The following is a 20086-nucleotide window of genomic DNA, read 5'->3' as shown; positions in this document are numbered from 1 at the left end:
CTCACTCCCAGACGGTTTGCTTGCGGCCGCGCAGCACGATGTCGAACCGATAGGCCAGCGCGTATTCGCTCACCGCGTGCTCCCAATCGAAACTGGACACCATGCGGTCGCGTGCCAGCGGGTCGTCCACGCAGTTGTAGATCGGGTCGTGCGCGAGCAACGGATCACCGGGGAAATACATCTGCGTGATCAGGCGTTGGCCGATGCCATCGCCGTGTAGCGAAAAATGGATATGCGCCGGCCGCCAGGCGTTGTAGTGATTGCGCCAGGGATAGGCGCCGGGCTTGATGGTCTTGAAGGCGTAGCGCCCGTGCGCGTCGGTCAGCACCTGGCCGGTGCCGCGAAAGTTGGGATCCAGCGGCGCATCGTGGCGGTCGCCCTCGTGTTGGTAGCGCCCGGCCGCATTGCATTGCCAGACCTCCACCACACTATTGCGGACCGGCGCGCCGTTTTCGTCGAGCACACGGCCGGACACGATGATGCGCTCGCCCAGTGGCTCACCGGCAAAGCCGGCGGTGAGGTCGGCCGCATGCGCGCCGAGGGTGATCTGCGAAGGCCGTGGCCCGGTGACTTCCGACAGCGTGACCGGCATGGCGATCGGTGCACGCGTGGGCGCACGCAACGCGGTGGACGCATACGGCGCATGCAGGTAGGCAGGCTGCGTGCCGGCGCGGGGGCGCCGATAGCCGAGCAGGACATCGCCGGGCGGCGTATCAGGGGGAAGGTCGTGCATCGGCATCTCCGTCAGACGCAGGTGTGAGCGTGATCGATGAAGTGGGCATGCAACGGCGCGGGCGCGAGATCATGGCGCTCAAACACGCTCGATCGCCAGCGCTACGCCCTGGCCGACGCCGATACACATGCTGGCCAGCCCGCGGCGGCCATTGCAGGCGTCGAGTTGACGCAGCAGCGTCAGTGCCAGCCGTGCACCGCTCATGCCCAGCGGGTGGCCCAGCGCGATTGCACCGCCATTGGCATTGACGTGCGCGGCATCGTCGGCCAATCCGAACGCGCGCGTGCAGGCCAGCGCCTGCGCGGCGAAGGCTTCGTTGAATTCGATCGCATCGAATTGCGCGATCTGCAGCCCCAGCCGCGCCAGCAGGCGTTGCGTGGCCGGGATCGGGCCGATGCCCATGTAGGTTGGCTCCACGCCCGCCGAGGCAAACCCCAGCACCCGCGCGCGTGGCGTGAGCCCGTGCAGGTGCAGCGCGCGCGCCGAGGCCAGCAACAGGCTGGCGGCACCGTCATTGAGGCCGGCCGCATTGCCGGCCGTGACCGTGCCCGGCTGGCGGAACACCGGCTTGAGCCGCGCCAGGGCCTCGGCACTGGCATCGGCCCGCGGATGTTCGTCGCGCATCACCTGCACGCGCTCGCCGCCCTTGCGCCCGGCCACCGCCACTGCGGTGATCTCGTCGTCGAAGAACCCGGCAGCCTGCGCGGCGGCGGTGCGCTGCTGGCTGCGCAGGGCAAACGCATCCTGGTCGTCGCGGCTGATGGCGTAGCGCTGCGCGACGTTCTCGGCGGTCTCGCCCATCAGCTCCACGCCGTAGGTCGCTTCCAGGCGCGGATTGATGAAGCGCCAGCCCATCGTGGTGTCGTGCAGGTGCTGGTTCCGGGCGAACGCCGATTCCGCCTTGCCCATCACCCACGGCGCGCGCGACATCGACTCCACGCCCCCAGCCAATGCCAGCTCCAGTTCGCCGGCACGGATGCCGCGTGCCGCAATGCCCACCGCTTCCAGTCCCGAGCCGCACAGGCGATTCACCGTGCTGCCCGGCACCGAACTGGGCAAGCCAGCCAGCAACACACTCATCCGCGCGACATTGCGGTTGTCTTCGCCGGCCTGGTTGGCGCAGCCCAGGTAGACATCGTCGATGGCCGCCGGGTCCAGCTGTGGATGCCGCGCCAGCAACGCGGCGATCGGCACCGCGCCCAGATCGTCGGCGCGCACGCTGGACAGTGCGCCGCCGTAACGGCCGATCGGCGTGCGAATGCCATCCACCAGATAGACCTCGCTCATGCCTCGGCTCCCGCCGCTTGCGTTCCGTGGGCTGCGGCGGTGCGTGCCTGCAACGCACGCAAGGCGTGCAACTCGGTGGCGGTGGGTGCGGCAGTTTCGGTCAGCGTTGCGGCAAAGCGCACCGCCCAGCCGGTGGCCGCGGTGACCTGCGCCTGGGTCACGCCAGGATGCAGCGCGGTCACGGTGAGCTCGCGGCTGACCGGGTCGGGTTCCATCACGCATAGATCGGTGACCACCACGGTGGGGCCGGCACCGGGCAGGCCGGCGCGGGTGCGTGCATCACCGCCGTCCAGATGACCGACGGTGGTGATGAAATCCAGCGTCTGCACGAAGCTGCGCGTGGACTGCCGCATGATGATGAAGACCTGCTTGGCGCTGGTGGCGATTTCCGGCGCGCCGCCGGCACCGGGCAGGCGCGTCTTCGGTGCGGCGTAGGGGCCGATCACGGTGGTGTTGAGGTTGGCATGGCGATCGATCTGCGCCGCGCCCAGGAACCCTACATCGACCCGCCCGCCTTGCAGCCAATAGCGAAAGATCTCCGGGGTGGAGACCACGGTGTCGGCGGTCTCGGCCAGTTCGCCATCGCCGATCGACAGCGGCAACACCTGCGGGCGCGCACCGATCGGGCCGGATTCGTAGATCAACGTGACCTCCGGTGCATGCGTCAGCCGCGCCAGGTTTGCCGCGGTGGAGGGCAGGCCGATGCCGACGAAACACACCGCGCCATCGGGCAGGCGACGTGCTGCCGCCACGGTCATCATTTCGTTGGTGCTGTAGTCGCTCATGCCGCCTCCGCGTGCTGGCTGCCGGCATACACGCGCTGGAACCCGGCGAAGTCGTCGGTGTCCAGGATGTGGGCCTGGATCCACGCCTGGAACCGCGCGCGATCGCGGGCCATGGCATCCCAGGCCAGATAGAAGCGGTTGTCGCGCGCGGAGTAGCCATGCGCATACGACGGCGCGGCGCCCCCGGGCACCACGCAGACCGCACTCACCACCCAGCGCGGCAGGATGCAGGCATTGGGCGGCGCATCGAGCGTGTCAACGATCTCCTCCACCGTCACGATCACCTTGCGCGCGGCCAGCGCGGCCTCTTTCTGCACGCCCAGAATGCCCCACAGCAACACATTGCCGCGGCGGTCGGCCTGCTGCGCGTGGATCACGGTGACATCCGGATTGACCGCCGGCGAGGTCGCCAGGGTCTGCCCGGTGTAGGGGCACTGCAGGAAACGGATGCTGTCGTTGACCTTGGGCAGGTCCGAGCCCACATAGCCGCGCAGCACGGCGAACGGCAAGCCCGACGCGCCGGCCACATACGCGTTGGCCATGTCCGCGTGGCTGTGTTCGCGCAGTTGCAGCGGCGCAGGCCAGCCGTGTTCCACCGCATCGCGCAGCCGGTGCAGCGAGCCCACGCCAGGATTGCCGCCCCAGGAAAAGCGCAGCGCCGACGCGCAGCCGGCACCGATCAGTTGGTCGTAAATCAGGTCCGGGGTCATCCGCACCAGCCGCAGGTTGCGTTTGCGCTGGCGGATCACCTCGTGGCCGGCGGCGTGCGGGATCAGGTGGGTAAAGCCTTCCATTGCCACGCAATCGCCATCTGCGATCAGCTGTGCCACGGCCTCGGACAGGGAAACGATGTCGGCCATTCCAGACTCCTGCACACCACGGTGTCGCCACGGTAGGCCCCGGTTTGCGTGCCGGTCAATCCGATTATCGAAATTGTCATTCGATAATCGCACATGAATACCAGCCACTTGTGCCACCAACATTGTCTCCGGTGTATACATAACTTCGCCCGCAAGCGGACGCCAGCGCGGCAGTGCGCGTCAACTTCGGGTTGGGCGCAGTGTCTTGCGCCAGTCCTTACCCAGGTTGCCTAGAAGCCCAGGAGTCACGGTCATGTCACAGTCCAAGCCGCTGTTCCCCCTCAACGCGTGGTACGCCGTCGCCTGGGACCACGAGGTCAAGCACGCGCTCACCCCGCGCAAGCTCTGCAACCTGGACGTGGTGCTCTACCGCACCACCGCCGGGGCCGTGGTGGCGTTGGAAGATGCCTGCTGGCACCGGCTGGTGCCGTTGTCGATGGGCAAGCTGCGCGGCGACGACGTGGTCTGCGGCTACCACGGGCTGGTCTACAACGCGCAGGGCCGCTGCGTGCACATGCCCTCGCAGGAAACCATCAACCCCTCGGCCTGCGTGCGCGGCTTTCCTGTGGCCGAAAAGCACCGCTACGTGTGGGTGTGGCCGGGCGACCCGGCGCAGGCCGATGTGGCGCTGATCCCGGACCTGCACTGGTCGCACGATCCGGCCTGGGCCGGCGACGGCCGCACCATCCACGCCAAATGCGATTACCGGCTGGTGCTGGACAACCTGATGGATCTCACCCACGAAACCTTCGTGCATGGCTCGAGTATCGGCCAGGACGAAGTGGCCGAAGCGCCGTTCGAGGTGGTGCACGGCGACCGCACGGTGACCGTGTCGCGCTGGATGCACAACATCGACCCACCGCCGTTCTGGGCCGGCCAGATCGCGCGGCACCTGAACTACCACGGCAAGGTGGACCGCTGGCAGATCATCCATTTCGAAGCACCGGGCACCATCGCCATCGATGTCGGCGTGGCCATCACCGGCACCGGCGCGCCGCAGGGTGACCGCAGCCAGGGCGTCAACGGGTTCGTGCTCAACACCATCACCCCGGAAACCGACACCACCTGCCATTACTTCTGGGCATTCATGCGCAACTACGCGCTGCATGACCAGTCATTGACCACGCTCACGCGCGAAGGCGTCACCGGCGTATTCGGCGAAGACGAAGCCGTGCTGGAAGCCCAGCAACGCGCGATCGAAGCGCATCCGGACCACGCGTTCTACAACCTCAACGTGGACGCCGGCGGCATGTGGGCGCGGCGCGTCATCGACCGCCTGATCGCGCGCGAACAGCGCGCCGGCGACCTGTCCTTGCGCATGGTGGGGTGATGGCCATGCGCGATGCATCAACACCGCTGCACGTTGCGCGCGTGGCCCGTGCGCTGTCGCCAGTGCCTGCAGCGCATCAACGCCACGCACGTGCTGCACAAGCGCCAGGCGCAGGCCGCATACCGGGATCGAAGCAAGGAGATCAGCATGCGTAAAGACACCCATTGGCACCACGCCCGCGTGGTGAGTGTTGCCGATGCCTGCCAGGGCGTGCGCGAGATCGTGCTCGACCCGGGCGCGAACACGCGCAGTTTCGAGGTGGGCAGCCATCTGGATTTCCGCCTGCAGCTCCACGGGCGCGAGGATGTGCGGTCCTATTCGCTGGTAGGCGAGCCCCGCGCCGATGGCTACTACCAGGTGGCGGTGCGGCAGATGCCCGAAAGCCGCGGCGGCTCGCGGCATATGTGGACCTTGGCACCGGGCGACGTGGTGGAAATTTCGCCACCCAGCAATAACTTCGCGCTGGATGAAGCGGGTGAGGAAATCCTGCTGATTGCCGGCGGTATCGGCGTGACGCCCATCGTGGGCATGGCGCAGCGGCTGGCGCGCCGGCATCAGGCGTTCCGCATGCTGTACGTGGGCCGCGCACGCGACACCATGGCCTATGTGGACACGCTGGAGGCGCTGCTCGGCGCACGCCTGCAAGTGCATTGCGACGACCAGGCCGGCCCGCCGGATCTGGCCGCGGAACTGGCCACCTTGTCGCCCAATGCCGAGGTCTATGTCTGCGGGCCGCTGGGCATGCTCGAAGCAGTGCGCCAGCAGTGGCACGCCGCCGGCCGGCCGCGCGCGCGCCTGCATTTCGAGACCTTCGGCAACAGCGGGCGGGTGCCGGCACAGGCCTTCGTGGTCAAGTTGCCTGGACTGGGCATGGAAGTGCAGGTGGCCGAGAACGTATCGATGCTCGACGCCCTGGCCGACGCCGGTGTGGAGCTGATTGCCGAATGCCGACGCGGCGAATGTGGGTTGTGCGCGGTGGACGTGCTCGACACGGCGGCCGACATCGACCACCGCGACGTGTTCTTCAGCGATGCGCAGCGCAGCGAGAATCGCAAGCTGTGCGCGTGCGTGTCGCGTGCGGTGGGCGGCAGCATCAGCATCGATACCGGCTACCGCGCGGGCTCCGACTGAGCGCGCAGGCATCGTGCTTGGGTCGCGTCATGCGACACCATCGCGGCGGTGTGAGCGACAGACCCCGTCGCCTTTCGGGGCAGCCATAGTCGAGCCGTTTCGCCACCGCACACCATCCATCGACTGGCCGGTGGTGCGTATGACACGCAGTGATCGCAGTGGCCAGGCGGCCACTGCCGTGGTCGCTCTGGCCCAGCGCGGCGCGGCCATGCTCGTGCTTGCATCCTCACGCGCATGGGCGATGATCTGCGCATGGAGTCGACTCATTACAGGACCGTGCCGGCGCCGGCACTCAATCCGCGCCAAGAGCAGTTGGTGGCCTTGGTGCGTCAACAGGGCTTTGCCGATGTCGAAGGGCTGGCGACGCGCTTTGAGGTCACGCCGCAGACCATTCGCCGCGATCTAACCTTGCTCTGCGATGCCGGCGTGCTGCGCCGGTATCACGGCGGCGTCAGCATGCCGTCCAGCGTGGAGAACCTGGCGTATGCGGCGCGCAAGGCGCTGCAGGCGCGCGAGAAGCAGCAGATCGCCACGCAGGTGGCGCGCTTCATTCCCGACGACGCCTCGCTGTTCATCAATCTCGGCACCACCAACGAGGAAGTGGCGCGCGCCTTGCTGCAGCACCGCGGCCTGCGCGTGATCACCAACAACCTCAACGTGGCGGTGATGCTCAGCGCCAATCCCAGCTTCGAGGTGATCGTGGCCGGCGGCGTGGTGCGTGGCCGGGACCAGGGCGTCACCGGCGAGGCGACCGTGGAGCTCATCCGCCAGTTCAAGGTGGACTTCGGGGTGATCGGCATTTCCGGGGTCGACCTGGACGGCACGCTGCTGGATTTCGATTACCAGGAAGTGCGCGTGGCCCAGGCGATCATCGAGCATTCTCGGCAGGTGCTGCTGGCCGCCGACCACAGCAAGTTCGGCCGCAACGCGATGGTGCGGCTGGGGGCGATTGCACAGGTGCACGACTGGTTCACCGACCGGCCGCCGCCGGAGGAGCTGCGCACGGTGCTGGCCGAGGCTGGCACGCGCGTGCATCTGGCCGGCGTCGCGGGCTGACTCCCGCGCTTGAGGGCTGGGCGGCCGGAGCCGCAGGGCTTGTCCCGGCGGTCCAGCAGGCGGCTGATGTACGTGGTGCTGTTCGGCATACAGCGGGGCTCGGGCCGGGGTTACCGACCAAGCCTGGACAATGTTCGTTTGTGTGCGATTGCTGCGATCTGCGGCACACGCGCCATCCATCAATCGCTAATATCTATCGAAATACGCGGATCAATAGTCGCATTGTTACCAGAAGCTGCAGATCAGCCACATACGCCTCTTCACGCCTCCGCAAGGCGTCATGTTCGAATATGTTCGAACATGACAACTTAGGTTCGCGCTTGCGGGCGAGCCGGGACGGAGGCACCGATGGGCGAGACATACGATCTTCTGGTAATCGGCGGCGGCATCAACGGGGTCGGCATTGCCCGTGACGCGGCCGGGCGCGGTCTGTCGGTGTGCCTGTGCGAACAGGACGACCTGGCCGCGCATACCAGCAGCGCCAGCACCAAGCTCATCCACGGTGGCCTGCGCTATCTGGAGCAGTACGAGTTCGCATTGGTCGGCAAGGCGCTGGCCGAACGCGAGGTACTGCTGCGGCTAGCGCCGCACATCATCTGGCCGCTGCGCTTCCTGCTGCCGCATCAGCCGCATCTGCGCCCGGCCTGGATGATTCGCGCCGGGCTGTTCCTGTACGACCATCTTGGCGGCAGCAAGCGCAGCCTGCCGCGCTCGCGCCGGCTGTCGCTGCGCACCCATCCGGTTGGCCAGCCGCTGCAGGAGTCGCTGCGCACCGGCTTTGTGTATTCCGACGCATGGGTGCAGGACGCGCGGTTGGTGGTGCTCAACGCGATGGATGCGGCCAAGCGTGGCGCGCAGATCCATACGCGTACGCGTTGCGTTGGCGCCTGGCGCGATGCCGGGTTCTGGTATGCGGAGCTGGAAGGCTGCGACGGACGCCGCCGCACCGTGCAGTCGCGTGCGCTGGCCAATGCGGCCGGTCCGTGGGCGGTGTCGTTCCTGGACAAGGTGGCCGCGGTGCCGCACCAGCATGCGCTGCGCCTGGTCAAGGGCAGCCACATCGTGGTGCCCAAGCTGTTCGACCACGACCACGCGTACATCTTCCAGCAACCCGACCGGCGCATCGTGTTTGCCATTCCCTACGAGCACGACTTCACCTTGATCGGCACCACCGACGTGGATTACGAGGCCGACCCGTCCGCACCCAAGATCGACGCGGCCGAGGTGCAGTACCTGTGCGATGCGGTGAACTTGTATTTCCAGCAGCAGATCACCCCGCAGGATGTGGTGTGGAACTACAGCGGGGTGCGTCCGCTACTCGACGACGCCGAAGACAACGCCGCCGAAGTGACCCGCGACTATCAGCTGGAAGTGCTCACCGACGGCGCGCCGCTGCTCAACGTGTTCGGCGGCAAGCTCACCACCTACCGCAAGCTCGCCGAAGAAGCCGTCGACCGGCTGACCCAGGCCCTGGGCGCGCGCAAGCCGGCGTGGACCGCGCGTGGCGAAGCCCTGCCCGGCGGCGAACAACGCGACATCGCCAGCCTGCTGGAGCGTGTGCGCACTGCGCGTCCCTGGCTGCCGGCGGCCACCGCACAGCGGCTGGTGCGCAACTACGGTACCTGTGCCGAGCAGCTGCTTGGCGATGCGCAGGACATGGCTGCACTCGGCCAGCATTTTGGTGCGGACCTCTACCAGGCCGAGGTGGATTACCTGTGCGCCCGCGAATGGGCGCAGACCGCCGACGACATCCTGTGGCGCCGCAGCAAACTGGGCCTGCGTGTAGATGCCGAGGCGCGCGCGCGCCTGGAGGCGTATCTGCAGACGCGGCCAGCTGCGCACGCCAACGCGCAGACGCACGTGGTCCCGGCCTGACAGCGTGACTGACGTTGCCAACGAGGAAGGGTCGTTGGCAACGTATCCTGGCGCGCGCGCCGCGCATCATCATGGGTATTTCGTGGAGGGCAACTGAGATGAGCACAACCAGACACACTTGCGCGTCGCCAGACGCGTCGCAACACCACAACGGCCATACACCGCGCAGCGCGCAAGGCCGCCCATGAGCCGTCAACTCGTGGGTGAGTTGATCTCCGAAGCGGTGGCGATGTTCATCATCATCGCGCTGGGCGATTCGGTCGCGGCGATGTACATCCTCTACGACCCCAGCCCGTATCAAAACGCCTACTGGGGCGTGTGCATTGCCTGGGGCCTGGCGGTCACGCTGGCCATCTATGTCACCGGTTCGGTGTCCGGCACGCACGCCAACCCGGCGGTCACGCTGGCGCTGGCGTTGTTCCGCGATTTTTCCTGGAAAAAGGTGCTGCCGTACTGGGGCGCGCAAGTGGTTGGCGCGTTTCTTGGCGCGGCGATTGTCTACCAGCTCTACGGGCCGGTGATCGACCACTACAACCAGGTGCAGCAGCTCACCCGCGAAGCCGGCGGCGCTGCCGGGGTGTTCTTCACCGCGCCGGGCCTTGCGGTCACGCCGATGCATGCGTTGGTGGACCAGATCATCATCACTGCGTTTCTGATCTTCGGTATCTTCGCCATCACCGAGCGCTTCAACGAGGCTGCGCCAACCGCCAACTCGGGCGCGTTGATGATCGGCTTGCTGGTGGCCACGCTGGGCGCCTCGATGGGGTATCTGGAAGCCTGGGCAATGAACCCCGCGCGTGACTTCGGCCCGCGCCTGTTCGCGTATTTCGCCGGCTGGGGCGAAGCCGCACTGCCGGCCAAGGACAACTACTGGTGGATCCCGATCGTCGGGCCATTGATCGGTGGCCCGCTGGGCGCCCTCGCCTACCAGTGGCTGATCCTGCCGTTCCTGCCGGCGCGGGTGTTGCACCTGCAAAAAGCCGCCACGCCGCCACTCGATCCGCCGTGATCGCACCGCTGCACTGACAGTCACGCCGTGCGCGCGGTGCGCCGGCCTTTGTTTCGAGGAATGCACGATGGAAAAGAAATACGTCCTTGCGATCGACCAGGGCACCACCAGCTCGCGCGCGATGTTGTTCGATCGCCAGGGCAAGGTGGCCGGCGTGGCGCAGCGCGAATTCGGCCAGATCTTTCCGCAGCCGGGCTGGGTGGAACACAACCCACGCGAGATCATGACCAGCGTCTACACCACCATTACCGAGCTGCTCAACAACGCGCAGATCGACGCGCGCGAGATCTCAGGCATCGGCATCACCAACCAGCGCGAGACCGCGGTGGTATGGGACAAGGCCACCGGCCAACCGATCTACAACGCCATCGTCTGGCAATCGCGGCAGACCAAGGACATCTGCACCCAGCTCAAAGAGGCCGGCCATGAGCAGATGGTGCGCGACAAGACCGGGCTGCTGATCGATGCGTATTTTTCCGGCACCAAGGTCAAGTGGATTCTCGACCACGTGGACGGCGCACGTGAACGCGCACGCAAGGGCGAGCTCGCCTTCGGCACCATCGATAGCTGGCTGATCTGGAACCTCACCGGCGGCAAGGTGCACGTGACCGACTACACCAATGCCTCGCGCACCATGATGTACAACATCCACACCCTGGAGTGGGATGCCGAGCTGCTGGAGATGCTGGACGTGCCCGCGCAGATGCTGCCGGAAGTGCGCTCGTCCAGCGAGGTCTATGGCATGACCCAGACCCAGTATTTCTACGGGGAACAGGTGCCCATTGCCGGCATTGCCGGCGACCAGCAGGCCGCATTGTTCGGGCAAGCGTGCTTTGAACCGGGCATGGCGAAGAACACCTATGGCACCGGCTGTTTCATGCTGATGAATACCGGCGACAAGGCCGTGGCCTCCAAGGCCGGCTTGCTGACCACCATCGCCTGGGGCATCGACGGCAAGGTGGAATACGCACTGGAAGGCGCCATCTTCGTGGCTGGCTCGGTGGTGCAGTGGCTGCGCGATGGGCTGCGCATGTTCGGCAAGGCGAGCGATTCGCAAGCCTATGCGGAGCGTGCCGGCGACAACGACGGCGTGTATTTCGTCCCGGCCTTCGTGGGCCTGGGCGCACCGTACTGGCGCAGCGATATCCGCGGTGCGGTGTTCGGCCTGACCCGCGGCACCAGCAAGGAACACTTCGTGCGCGCGGCGGTGGAATCGATGGCGTATCAGACCCGCGATGTGCTCACCGCGATGCAGAGCGATTCGGGGATCGAACTGAAGGAGCTGCGCGCCGACGGTGGCGCGATCGCCAACGACTTCATGGCGCAATTCCAGAGCGACATTCTCAACGTGCCGGTGCTGCGTCCGGAGGTGGCCGAAACCACCGCGCTGGGCGCGGCCTACCTGGCGGGCCTGGCCACCGGGTTCTGGAGCAGCCGCGAAGAGATCGCCAAACAATGGGCGGTGGATCGCCGCTTCGAGCCGAACATGCCCGAAGAGCGGCGCGAACAGTTGTATGCCGGCTGGCAGCAGGCAGTGGAAGCCACCATGGGCTTCCGCATCAGCTAAGCACTAACACCGAAAAGACTGCGCCCACCATCCGGTGGGCGCAACGTTAGGTTGGCAACTCGCGTGAGTTACGCACTGCAGTGCTACACGCTGCAGCCCTGCAGTGTCGCAGCAGTTACTGGCCGCCAGTATTGGCGCGCCCGGCAATCGTGTCCGGATCCCAATGTTCCTTGATCAGGCCTTTTTCGATGCGGAACATGTCGAACCAGGTGGTGGTGTAGGTCTTGGACGGATCACGCGGGTCCGGCAAGGTCCGCACCGATACCAGCGTGACCAGATCGCCATCGGCGGTGATCGCCACCAGCGGCAACTGCACGCGCGGCTGCACCGGGGTGGGCGGCACGAACGCGGTGAGGAAGGCAATGAACGCATCGCGGCCATTGGCCACGTTCGGGTTGTGCTGGATGTAGTTCTTGTCCATGTACATCGGTGCGTACTGCACCTGGCCGGCTTCGAACACGATGCGCCAGAAATCGTAGACCAGGCGCTTGTTGGCGGTTTCGGACCAATTGGAGCCGATCAGCAGTTTCTGGTGGTTGGGGTTGGCGGTGACGGCGGTCTGCGCGAAGGCCGCCATGGGCGCCAACAGCATGACCAGCAACAGGGCGCGGGAGAACAGTTGTTTCATGGGGTACTCCTGGGTAGGGAGGCCAGCCTGCCGCTCGCATGCCATCAAGGCGGTCAGTGCCGACGATTGGGGGAATGACGCGTCCTTGCCAACGTTGCGCTCCGCACGCGTCACCGCCACCCTACCGGCCGTGCTCGCTCGCCCGCTAGACGCTTTGACGTGTACCAGGGCACTTTTTGCTTCCCTTTGATCGGCCATCGCGTTGGTGTGCGGGGCTCAATCAGGCAAGGTGACCAGCGGCAAGCCGGCATAATTTTCCGCCACGGTGGTGCGGCCAGCATCGCTTTGCAGCAGATACGCCAGCTCGGCATCGCGGATGCGTGCAGTAAATGCATCTTCGCCCTCGAAGGTGTGCAGCAAACTGGTCATCCACCATGAGAAACGCTCGGCTTTCCACACCCGCTGCAATGCCAGCGCCGAATACTGCTGCAACACCGCCGCATCGCCGCGCTGATGCCAGCGCGCGAACAGCTGCGCCAGCAGGCCCACATCGGCAAGCGCCAGGTTCAAGCCCTTGGCGCCGGTCGGCGGCACGATATGCGCCGCATCGCCGGCCAGGAACAGCCGCCCGTATTGCATGGGCTCGGCAACGAAACTGCGCAGTGGCGCGATGCTCTTTTCGATCGATGCGCCGGTCACCAGCTGCTCGCCGAGCGATGCCGGCAGACGCGCGCGCAACTCCGCCCAGAACGCATGATCGTCCCACTGCGCAAGCTGCGTGCCGGCGGGCACTTGCAGGTAGTAACGGCTGCGGCTGGGCGAGCGCATCGAGCACAGCGCAAAACCATGCGCGTGCCGTGCGTAGATCAGCTCCTCATGCACCGGCGGCACGTCGGCCAGCACCCCCAGCCACCCGAACGGATACACCCGCTCGAAGAGTTGCAGCCGCTCGGGCGGAATCGCCGCACGGCTGATGCCATGGAAGCCGTCGCAGCCAACGATGTAATCGCAGCTCACGCGATGACGCCGCCCGTGCTGGGTGAATTCCACCGCCGGCTGCGCGCTGCTGATGTCGCACAGCGCCACGTCCTGCGCTTGATAGTAGCTGCGCAGCCCAGCGCGCTCGCGTGCCTGCATCAGGTCGAAGGTGATCTCGGTCTGCCCATAGACAGTCACGCTGCGCCCACCTGCGCGCTGCAGGTCGATGCGTTCGCGGCGGCCGTCCACGACCAGTTCGAACCCGCTGTGGCGCAGCCCTTCGCGCTGCAGGCGTGCGTCGACGCCGGCGTGCTGCAACAGCGCCACGCTGCCCTGCTCCAGCACGCCGGCGCGAATGCGTGAGAGCACGTGTTCAGGCGTCTGGCGCTCGATCAACACCGCATCGATGCCGACGTTCGCCAACAGCTGGCCCAGTAGCAGACCGGCAGGGCCGGCGCCGATGATGGCAACCTGGGTGCGCATACGGAGTTCCTACAGCGACGATGCGTTGCAGTGTCGGTAGCCATGCCGCCCGATTGAAGGGATGATTGCCGGCAGTGCTTGGACTTTTCGACGATGCCCACACGCGCGCGTAATGTATCTGCGGCTGTAGCGGTTCCGGCGTTCGGCCTGTATGGCGAACACGGCGTGGCGGTGCCGGATCTGCTGCACTGGGAATCGATCGGTGCGCGCAGCCGGCTGCATGATTGGCGGATTGCGCCACACCGGCACGACGAGCTGGCGCAGTTGCTCTATGTGCAACGTGGCCCGGCCACCGTGCATCTGGATGGCCGCACACAGCGCATCGGCGGTGCCACGGTGATCTGGTTGCCACCGATGTGCGTGCATGGCTTCAACTTCGATCCGCGGGTGCGCGGGCATATCGCCACGCTGTGCATGCCGCTGGTGCACGCCACCGTGCAGGGTGCGCCTGCGTTGCGTCAGGCGTTAGCGTCTCCGCAGCTACTTGCGGCTGGGCGCAGCCGCCAATTGCTCGATCTTGTCTTTGCCAGCCTTGCCGACGACCACGCGCGGCAACGCATCGGCCGCGAGGCGGCGATGCAGGCAGCGGCCGCGCAACTGCTGGTCTGGTGCGCGCGCACGGCGCTGGAAAAAGCCCACGACCACGCAATCACTGCTGCGCATGCGGACCCAGGCCTGCGGCATCTGCGCAGCTTCCAGGCCTTGATCGATGTGCACTACCGCGCGCATTGGTCCATTGCCCGCTATGCCGCGCAGGTGGGGCTCACCCCCGGGCACCTCAACGCGGTGTGCCAGCGCCTGGCCAACGCCTCGGCGCTGCAGTTGCTGCAACGCCGGCTCATGCTGGAAGCCGGGCGCAGCCTGCGCTACACCAGCATGAGCGTGCAGCAGGTGGCTGCCGACCTTGGATTTTTCGACGCTGCGTACTTCAGCCGGTTTTTCGCCCGGCACGCCGGCTGCTCCCCATCGCACTTCCGTGCGGCGGGGTAAGCCACCGGCCGGGCATCAGCCGCACACTCAGAACGGGTACTGCGGCACCGCGTGCTTGATCGTCAGCCATTGCCAGTGCATGTACTGCTCCCAATCGGCCGGCCCACCCACGCTGGTGCCGTTGCCCGAAGCGCCCGTGCCACCGAATGGATTGATGACCTCATCGGCCACGGTCTGGTCGTTGATGTGCAGCAAGCCGGTGTGCAATTGCTCGCCCAGCACCATGGCGCGCGACACCGACGCCGACATGATGCCTGCCACCAGGCCGTATTCGCCGTGATTGGCCAGTACCGCGGCTTCTTCGTCGGTATCGAACACCGTGATGTTGATCACCGGGCCGAACACTTCCTCATCGAACACCCGCATGCCCGGGCGCACGTTCGACAACACGGTCGCTGCATAGAACAGGCCGTCGTGGGTGGCGCCGGCTTCGACCACCGCGCCGGCGTCGATGCTGTCATCGACGATGTCCAGCACGCGCTGCAACTGGCGCTGGCCGATGATCGGGCCCAGCGCCACCGTGCCGCTGACCGGGTCACCCACCGGCAGGTGGCGTGCCTTGTCGGCCAGCAGTTTGGTCAGCGCGTCGGCCACGCCGCGTTGCACCAGCACACGGCCGGTGGCCATGCAGATCTGGCCTTGATGCAGGTATGCACCGAAGGCGATTGCCGATGCGGCGCGCTCCAGGTCGGCGTCGTCGAGCACGATCACTGCATTATTGCCACCGAGTTCCAGCGCCACCTTTTTCAGGTGACGGCCGGCGAGCTCGCCGATCCGGCGCCCGGCAGCGGTGGAGCCGGTGAAGGCAATCATCGGCACGTCCGGCGCTTCGACCAGGGCCTGGCCGATGTCGGCGCCGCCGTGCAGCACGTGCAGCAGCCCCTTGGGTAGTCCGGCTTCTTCGAGCACTTGGGCGATGATCACACCGCCGGTATACGGCGTGCGCGGGTCCGGCTTGAGGATCACCGCATTGCCCATCGCCAGCGCCGGTGCCACCGACCGCAGCGACAGGATCAGCGGGAAGTTGAACGGCGAAATCACCGCAATGATGCCCAGCGGCAAATGCCTGGCCAGGCTGAGCTGGCCTGCGGCGGTTGGCAGCACCTGGCCCATCGCCTGCAGCGGCAGCCCGGCCGCTTGCTGGTAGTAGGCAATCGCCTCGCTCACCTCACGCTCGGCCTTGGGCATGATGCCGCCGGTCTCGCGCGCGATCAGCAAGGTAGCCTCGGCGCGGTGCGCTTCCATCAGTTGCGCAGCGCGGTGGAACACCGCTGCACGCTCGCGCGGCGAGGTGATTGCCCAGGCACGTTGGGCATGCTTGGCCTGCGCAATGGCGGCCTCCACATCGGATAGATCGGCCTTGCCGACCTCGTGCAACAGGCCGCCGGTGGCCGGCTCATGGATCTGCAGCGTGCCGCCGCTACCGGGAACCCAGTCGCCATTGAAGATACAGCCGTGCCACGCCGGTGTGGCGGTCGTGGGTGTCGCAATGCTGGGGAGCGCATGCATGGTCGAGCCTCCTGCTGGTTGGGGGTCCAAGGGGACTTACAAAGTGGTGGATGCCAGGCCGCCATCGACCGGCAAGGTGATGCCATTGATCCAGCGCGCGGCGTCCGATGCCAGGAACACGATCGCCTCGGCCACCTCGTCGGCATACGCGGGGCGTTGCATGCGTTTGGCGTCTTCCTGCACACGCTCGGCGCCAAGCATCGCGGCAAAGTCGCCCAGGATCGGGGTGAACACCGGCCCGGGCGAGACGTTGTTGACGCGTACGCCGTGATCGGCGAACCACGGCCACGATTGCAGCAAGGTCCACACGATCAGGGCTTCCTTGAAATACTGATAGCAGGTGTCGTGCGCAACCGGGTGCGCGGCCAGCCAAGCGCTGCCGTCGGCAAAACTGGCAGCGGCGGCCAGCTGCTTGTGCAGGTCCAGCCGCTGCGGCCATTCGGCGCCGAGAATCGAGGCGACGTTGATGATGGCGCCGCCACGGCTGATGCGCGGCAGCAGCGCGTGGCTGAGGTGACGCAGGCCCAGGTAGTTGACCCGCGCCACCGCCTCCAGCGGCGCGGTGCCGGGGACGCCGGCCACATTGGCCAGCGCGTCGATCCGTTCCGGCAGTGCCTGCACCAGCGCATCGATCGCAGCGGGATCGCCCAAGTCGGCCTGATGGAAGCCGTGCAGGCTCATATGCACCGGCGTGCGATCGATGCCGATCACGGTTGCGCCTTCAAAGCGCGCCAAGCGCGCCACTTCCGCACCGATGCCCGATGCCACGCCGGTCACCACGATGGTCTTGTTCAACAAGCGCATTGCCTTCTCCGAAGTTGCCGGCATCACCGGCGCTAGAACACGTGGACGAACTGCACATTGAGGTTGCTGCCGGAGGCCGCGTTTTTGACCTCCACCTGCAGATAGAGATTGGCGAACAACAGGTTGTTGGCATCCACGCGCCAGGCACCGCCCGGGCCGGCATGGAACGCGGTCGGGCGACTGTTAGCCACGCGTTGGCCATTGCTGCGGTTGTCGCGCAAATGGATGAGGGAGTAGGCGCTGATGCCGACCCACACATCGCGCACCACCTCCCATGAGGTGGCGACGTTGATCCAGGCCGCATCGCCGGCCTGGCCATTGCGGAACGCAACGCCCTCGGAAAGATTGGGCCGGCGGTGGCTGCGCAAGGTGTCGATGTAGTTCAGGCGCGCACTGATCTCCCAATGCGGCGTGGGCAATGCGGTGACAGCGTAGTTGGGCACCAGCGGCCAGTACCCTGCGCCCGGATTGAGAGCGCGACGACCACTGAACGTGGATCGCAGTCTGGACTGGCGGATACGTGGTGTACTGCACGTGCCGTCGCGCGATGCGCGCGCGTGGTCGGTTACAGCGTGTCGAGGCGATCCAGGCGATCGAGCGCGCGCAGCAACGGCGCTTCGCTGGGGCCGAGCACCACACTGAGCTGCTGTTCCATGCCCAGCACCTCCGCTTCGGCCTGCGCCAGCAGGCTGGCCCCGGTGGCGGTCAAGGACAGATGCTGCATGCGACGGTCCTGGCGCCCACGCACCTGCCGCAGCAGGCGCCGCTTCACCAGACGGGCCACCACGATGGCCAGATTCGGCGCCGAGACATGCAGCACGTCGCCGATCTGGCGTTGATTGATGCCCGGGTTGCCGTCCACCAGCATCAGCAGCGAAAAGTCGACCGGCTTGAGGTCGAAGGCTGCCACGCAATCCTGGAACATGCGCCGCACCAGCAGCTCGGTGCGGGTGATGCGGTAGCCCAGCAACCGCAGCAGGCGCGCCTGGTCCACCGTGGCAACAGGATCGGGGAGCAGCACGGCGCTGGACGTGGCAGGCATGAGGATTCTCGCGACAAGGGCCATCACCGAACCAGGGAGCGGCGCGCCAGGCGCCTGCAACGCCGGCCCGCGACGTGAGCCGCATTGTAGACCTGGCGGGGCGTGCCGGTATCGCTTGCGTTGCGCGGTCAGCCTGCTGTGCCGACCACAGCGGCAGCGCGCCGGCCGCTGCAGTGCCCATGCTGGAGACCACGCACCGGCGCCGCACCGGCGGCGGAAAAGCGGAATGGTCCAGGTGCGGGTACGGCATGGGGATCCGGGCGCCAATGATTGCGTCCCGGAATAGTTATGCACCATAACTACATTGCCAAGCTGCAGCGCAGCATGGTCGCGCTCGCTAGGCTCCAAGCTGGCGGCCGCTGGTAGTGGTGAGCGCCCGTCCAGACGAGGCAAAGCCCGTGTCATGGCAACGCTGAGGGTGTGAGATGGCGCTGGGCGGAGAAGACGAGGCGCATCGTGGTCTGCGACGCTAGCGCGGCCGGGCCGCCGGCAGTGCCGGGCTGGTGGCGCAAGGTGGACTCTTGGGACGCGCAGCAGCAGCGTCGCGCCGCTGCAGCATCCGGCCGGCGACGGCCGCAGAGCGCGCTACAGGGCACGTGACGCATTAAGCCCTGGAGGAGGAGCGCGCCTAGGCGCGATGAAGCGCCACGCGGCTACTGGCTGCGCGGAGCGCTGATCCGGCACAAGGTCCGGCGATCATTACCGCGCGAACGCTAGCAGCACCCTGCACAGCGTCAAACGTGCGAGAGGCCTTACGGCAGCCAGAGTTTCTCAAGATCGCGGAAGCCCCAATCAGTGGGGCTTTCCATCTGCACGATGCGGTCCTGGCACTCCGCACGCGACAGATCGATGTCCTGCACCAGCACGTGGCTGCGCAGCTTGGCCGAATAGAACACCCGTACCTTCGGCTTGAGCAAGGACTCGGCGGCCTGTTCGATCACCACCGCCAATTTCTGCGACTCCAGCCGCACCAGCGAGCCCACCGGGTAGATGCCCAGCCGCCGTACGAAGGCCTGGAACACCACCGGGTCGAAGTGACCGGTCCACGAGGCCATCCGCTTGAGCGATTCGGCCGGGTCCCAGCCGCGCTTGTAGGGCCGGTCAGAGCTGATCGCATCGTAGACATCGCACACCGCGCCCATGCGCGACATCAGCGAGATCTCTTCGCCTACCTGGCCCTTCGGGTAGCCACTGCCATCCATCTTTTCGTGGTGATGCATGGCGATTTCCAGCACCACCGCGTTCTGCACGCCGCCGGCCAACAACAGGCGATGGCCATCCAGCGGATGCCGGCGGATGACGTCCATTTCTTCGTCGGTGAGCTTGCCGGGCTTGTTGAGGATATCCAGCGGCGTCACCGCCTTGCCCATGTCGTGCAGCAGGCCGCCCATCGCCGCCTCCACCACCTGCGCATCGGGCAGGCCGAGCTGGCGCGCCAGCCCGCTCATCAGGCCGGCTACCGCCATCGAATGCAGGTAGGTGTAGTCGTCGGCGGTCTTGAGCCGCGCCACGCTGATCAAGGCCTGCGGATGGCGCAGCACTGAATCGTTGATGGCCTCCACCAGCGGCATCGCCGCCTCGGTGTCGACAGTGCGGCCCAGCCGCACGTCGCGAAACATTTCTTCCACCACGCTACGGCCGTCTTCGAAGATGCGGCGCGCGCGCACCACTTCGGCCTCGATGCCCACCTTGGGCGCAACGTTAGCGGCGCGTGCGGCGCGTTCGACAGGCGCAGCCACTGGTGGTTCGGAGGCTGCAGGCGTGGGCGCCGGCGGAGCGGGCTCTTCCACTGCGGCGGGCGCAGCCGCTTCCACGTCCAGCCCACGTGCGGTGTCGATCACCAGCTGCTCGATGCGGCTGTCGTGGATCTTGCCCACATCGTCGGCATCGACCAGGAAGGAGGTCTTCCAGAACGGATGGTGCACCCACGCGCCCAGCAGCTTGTAGACATACATGCCGGGGCGGAGTTGGTCGGAGTCGATGGTTCTGAGCATGCCGGCGCTGGTCTGCAAGTGGTCCGCATAGCGCCCACCACAGGCGTGGCGGGTCTGCGGAGTTATCGGCAGCCGCGCAGGATTC

17 protein-coding genes and 1 pseudogene are annotated in these 20086 nt (G+C 66.5%); 7 read left to right on the top strand and 11 right to left on the bottom strand.

Features of this window, described 5'->3' with window-relative positions:
- Position 1: 1 nt before the first annotated feature.
- From pcaH to XCC_RS01900, 4 genes are all read right to left on the bottom strand, one after another.
- A complete protein-coding gene (gene pcaH, locus XCC_RS01915) occupies positions 2–739 on the bottom strand; it encodes a protocatechuate 3,4-dioxygenase subunit beta (protein WP_011035621.1) in 738 nt (245 codons plus the stop codon).
- Positions 740–811: 72 nt separating this feature from the next.
- On the bottom strand, positions 812–2020 hold the full coding sequence (gene pcaF / locus XCC_RS01910) for a 3-oxoadipyl-CoA thiolase (RefSeq protein WP_011035620.1): 1209 nt from the start codon (positions 2018–2020) through the stop codon (positions 812–814).
- Positions 2017–2805, bottom strand: a complete 789-nt coding sequence (locus XCC_RS01905) for a CoA-transferase subunit beta (protein WP_011035619.1) — start codon at positions 2803–2805, stop codon at positions 2017–2019. The genes pcaF and XCC_RS01905 overlap by 4 nt, the downstream gene beginning before the upstream one ends.
- A complete protein-coding gene (locus XCC_RS01900; RefSeq protein WP_011035618.1) occupies positions 2802–3665 on the bottom strand; it encodes a CoA transferase subunit A in 864 nt (287 codons plus the stop codon). The genes XCC_RS01905 and XCC_RS01900 overlap by 4 nt, the downstream gene beginning before the upstream one ends.
- 253 nt (positions 3666–3918) lie before the next feature.
- Here XCC_RS01900 and XCC_RS01895 point away from each other — a divergent pair, with 253 nt between their 5' ends.
- From XCC_RS01895 to glpK, 6 genes are all read left to right on the top strand, one after another.
- Positions 3919–4995 carry an aromatic ring-hydroxylating dioxygenase subunit alpha gene (locus XCC_RS01895; protein WP_011035617.1) on the top strand — a complete coding sequence of 359 codons (1077 nt, stop codon included), beginning with the start codon at positions 3919–3921 and terminating at the stop codon, positions 4993–4995.
- 147 nt (positions 4996–5142) lie between these two features.
- Positions 5143–6126, top strand: coding sequence for a PDR/VanB family oxidoreductase (locus tag XCC_RS01890; protein WP_011035616.1), 984 nt, complete (start codon positions 5143–5145; stop codon positions 6124–6126).
- Positions 6127–6360: 234 nt separating this feature from the next.
- A complete protein-coding gene (locus XCC_RS01885) occupies positions 6361–7182 on the top strand; it encodes a DeoR/GlpR family DNA-binding transcription regulator (RefSeq protein ID WP_040940441.1) in 822 nt (273 codons plus the stop codon).
- Positions 7183–7530: 348 nt separating this feature from the next.
- The gene (gene glpD / locus XCC_RS01880; RefSeq protein ID WP_011035614.1) at positions 7531–9057 is read left to right on the top strand and encodes a glycerol-3-phosphate dehydrogenase; all 1527 of its coding nucleotides are present in this window, start codon (positions 7531–7533) and stop codon (positions 9055–9057) included.
- 184 nt (positions 9058–9241) lie between these two features.
- On the top strand, positions 9242–10066 hold the full coding sequence (locus tag XCC_RS01875) for an MIP/aquaporin family protein (protein WP_011035613.1): 825 nt from the start codon (positions 9242–9244) through the stop codon (positions 10064–10066).
- 67 nt (positions 10067–10133) lie between these two features.
- Positions 10134–11633: a glycerol kinase GlpK gene (gene glpK / locus XCC_RS01870; protein WP_011035612.1), complete on the top strand. Its 1500-nt coding sequence runs from the start codon at positions 10134–10136 to the stop codon at positions 11631–11633.
- A 115-nt stretch (positions 11634–11748) separates the two neighbouring features.
- Here glpK and XCC_RS01865 read toward each other — a convergent pair whose 3' ends face one another.
- Both XCC_RS01865 and pobA read right to left on the bottom strand, forming a co-directional pair.
- The gene (locus tag XCC_RS01865; RefSeq protein ID WP_014509305.1) at positions 11749–12261 is read right to left on the bottom strand and encodes a nuclear transport factor 2 family protein; all 513 of its coding nucleotides are present in this window, start codon (positions 12259–12261) and stop codon (positions 11749–11751) included.
- A gap of 216 nt (positions 12262–12477) precedes the next feature.
- Entirely contained in the window at positions 12478–13662 is a 1185-nt protein-coding gene (pobA, locus tag XCC_RS01860; protein ID WP_011035610.1) for a 4-hydroxybenzoate 3-monooxygenase, read from the bottom strand.
- 93 nt (positions 13663–13755) lie between these two features.
- Here pobA and XCC_RS01855 point away from each other — a divergent pair, with 93 nt between their 5' ends.
- Positions 13756–14652 carry a helix-turn-helix domain-containing protein gene (locus XCC_RS01855; protein ID WP_011035609.1) on the top strand — a complete coding sequence of 299 codons (897 nt, stop codon included), beginning with the start codon at positions 13756–13758 and terminating at the stop codon, positions 14650–14652.
- A gap of 27 nt (positions 14653–14679) precedes the next feature.
- Here XCC_RS01855 and XCC_RS01850 read toward each other — a convergent pair whose 3' ends face one another.
- The 5 genes and pseudogenes from XCC_RS01850 to XCC_RS01830 all read right to left on the bottom strand — a co-directional run bounded on the left by XCC_RS01850 (position 14680) and on the right by XCC_RS01830 (position 20001).
- A complete protein-coding gene (locus tag XCC_RS01850) occupies positions 14680–16161 on the bottom strand; it encodes a benzaldehyde dehydrogenase (RefSeq protein ID WP_012437122.1) in 1482 nt (493 codons plus the stop codon).
- A gap of 36 nt (positions 16162–16197) precedes the next feature.
- A complete protein-coding gene (locus XCC_RS01845; protein WP_011035607.1) occupies positions 16198–16965 on the bottom strand; it encodes a coniferyl-alcohol dehydrogenase in 768 nt (255 codons plus the stop codon).
- A gap of 32 nt (positions 16966–16997) precedes the next feature.
- Positions 16998–17456: pseudogene (locus XCC_RS01840) on the bottom strand (transporter); the annotation flags it as partial.
- 74 nt (positions 17457–17530) lie between these two features.
- Positions 17531–18007 (bottom strand): MarR family winged helix-turn-helix transcriptional regulator, encoded by a 477-nt coding sequence (locus XCC_RS01835; RefSeq protein ID WP_011035605.1) that lies wholly within the window; start codon positions 18005–18007, stop codon positions 17531–17533.
- Between the two features lie 752 nt (positions 18008–18759).
- Entirely contained in the window at positions 18760–20001 is a 1242-nt protein-coding gene (locus XCC_RS01830) for an HD-GYP domain-containing protein (protein ID WP_011035604.1), read from the bottom strand.
- Positions 20002–20086: the final 85 nt, after the last annotated feature.

It is taken from the genome of Xanthomonas campestris pv. campestris str. ATCC 33913 (assembly GCF_000007145.1).
GTDB lineage: Bacteria > Pseudomonadota > Gammaproteobacteria > Xanthomonadales > Xanthomonadaceae > Xanthomonas > Xanthomonas campestris.
The sequence above is the reverse complement of the archived record's forward strand: the minus strand, read 5'-3'. Positions and strand labels throughout refer to the sequence as shown.

Coding starts and splice junctions, on each gene's coding strand:
- pcaH (WP_011035621.1), bottom strand. CDS start 739: ATGCCGATGCACGACCTTCCCCCTGATACGCCGCCCGGCGATGTCCTG.
- pcaF (WP_011035620.1), bottom strand. CDS start 2,020: ATGAGCGAGGTCTATCTGGTGGATGGCATTCGCACGCCGATCGGCCGT.
- XCC_RS01905 (WP_011035619.1), bottom strand. CDS start 2,805: ATGAGCGACTACAGCACCAACGAAATGATGACCGTGGCGGCAGCACGT.
- XCC_RS01900 (WP_011035618.1), bottom strand. CDS start 3,665: ATGGCCGACATCGTTTCCCTGTCCGAGGCCGTGGCACAGCTGATCGCA.
- XCC_RS01895 (WP_011035617.1), top strand. CDS start 3,919: ATGTCACAGTCCAAGCCGCTGTTCCCCCTCAACGCGTGGTACGCCGTC.
- XCC_RS01890 (WP_011035616.1), top strand. CDS start 5,143: ATGCGTAAAGACACCCATTGGCACCACGCCCGCGTGGTGAGTGTTGCC.
- XCC_RS01885 (WP_040940441.1), top strand. CDS start 6,361: ATGGGCGATGATCTGCGCATGGAGTCGACTCATTACAGGACCGTGCCG.
- glpD (WP_011035614.1), top strand. CDS start 7,531: ATGGGCGAGACATACGATCTTCTGGTAATCGGCGGCGGCATCAACGGG.
- XCC_RS01875 (WP_011035613.1), top strand. CDS start 9,242: ATGAGCCGTCAACTCGTGGGTGAGTTGATCTCCGAAGCGGTGGCGATG.
- glpK (WP_011035612.1), top strand. CDS start 10,134: ATGGAAAAGAAATACGTCCTTGCGATCGACCAGGGCACCACCAGCTCG.
- XCC_RS01865 (WP_014509305.1), bottom strand. CDS start 12,261: ATGAAACAACTGTTCTCCCGCGCCCTGTTGCTGGTCATGCTGTTGGCG.
- pobA (WP_011035610.1), bottom strand. CDS start 13,662: ATGCGCACCCAGGTTGCCATCATCGGCGCCGGCCCTGCCGGTCTGCTA.
- XCC_RS01855 (WP_011035609.1), top strand. CDS start 13,756: ATGCCCACACGCGCGCGTAATGTATCTGCGGCTGTAGCGGTTCCGGCG.
- XCC_RS01850 (WP_012437122.1), bottom strand. CDS start 16,161: ATGCATGCGCTCCCCAGCATTGCGACACCCACGACCGCCACACCGGCG.
- XCC_RS01845 (WP_011035607.1), bottom strand. CDS start 16,965: ATGCGCTTGTTGAACAAGACCATCGTGGTGACCGGCGTGGCATCGGGC.
- XCC_RS01835 (WP_011035605.1), bottom strand. CDS start 18,007: ATGCCTGCCACGTCCAGCGCCGTGCTGCTCCCCGATCCTGTTGCCACG.
- XCC_RS01830 (WP_011035604.1), bottom strand. CDS start 20,001: ATGCTCAGAACCATCGACTCCGACCAACTCCGCCCCGGCATGTATGTC.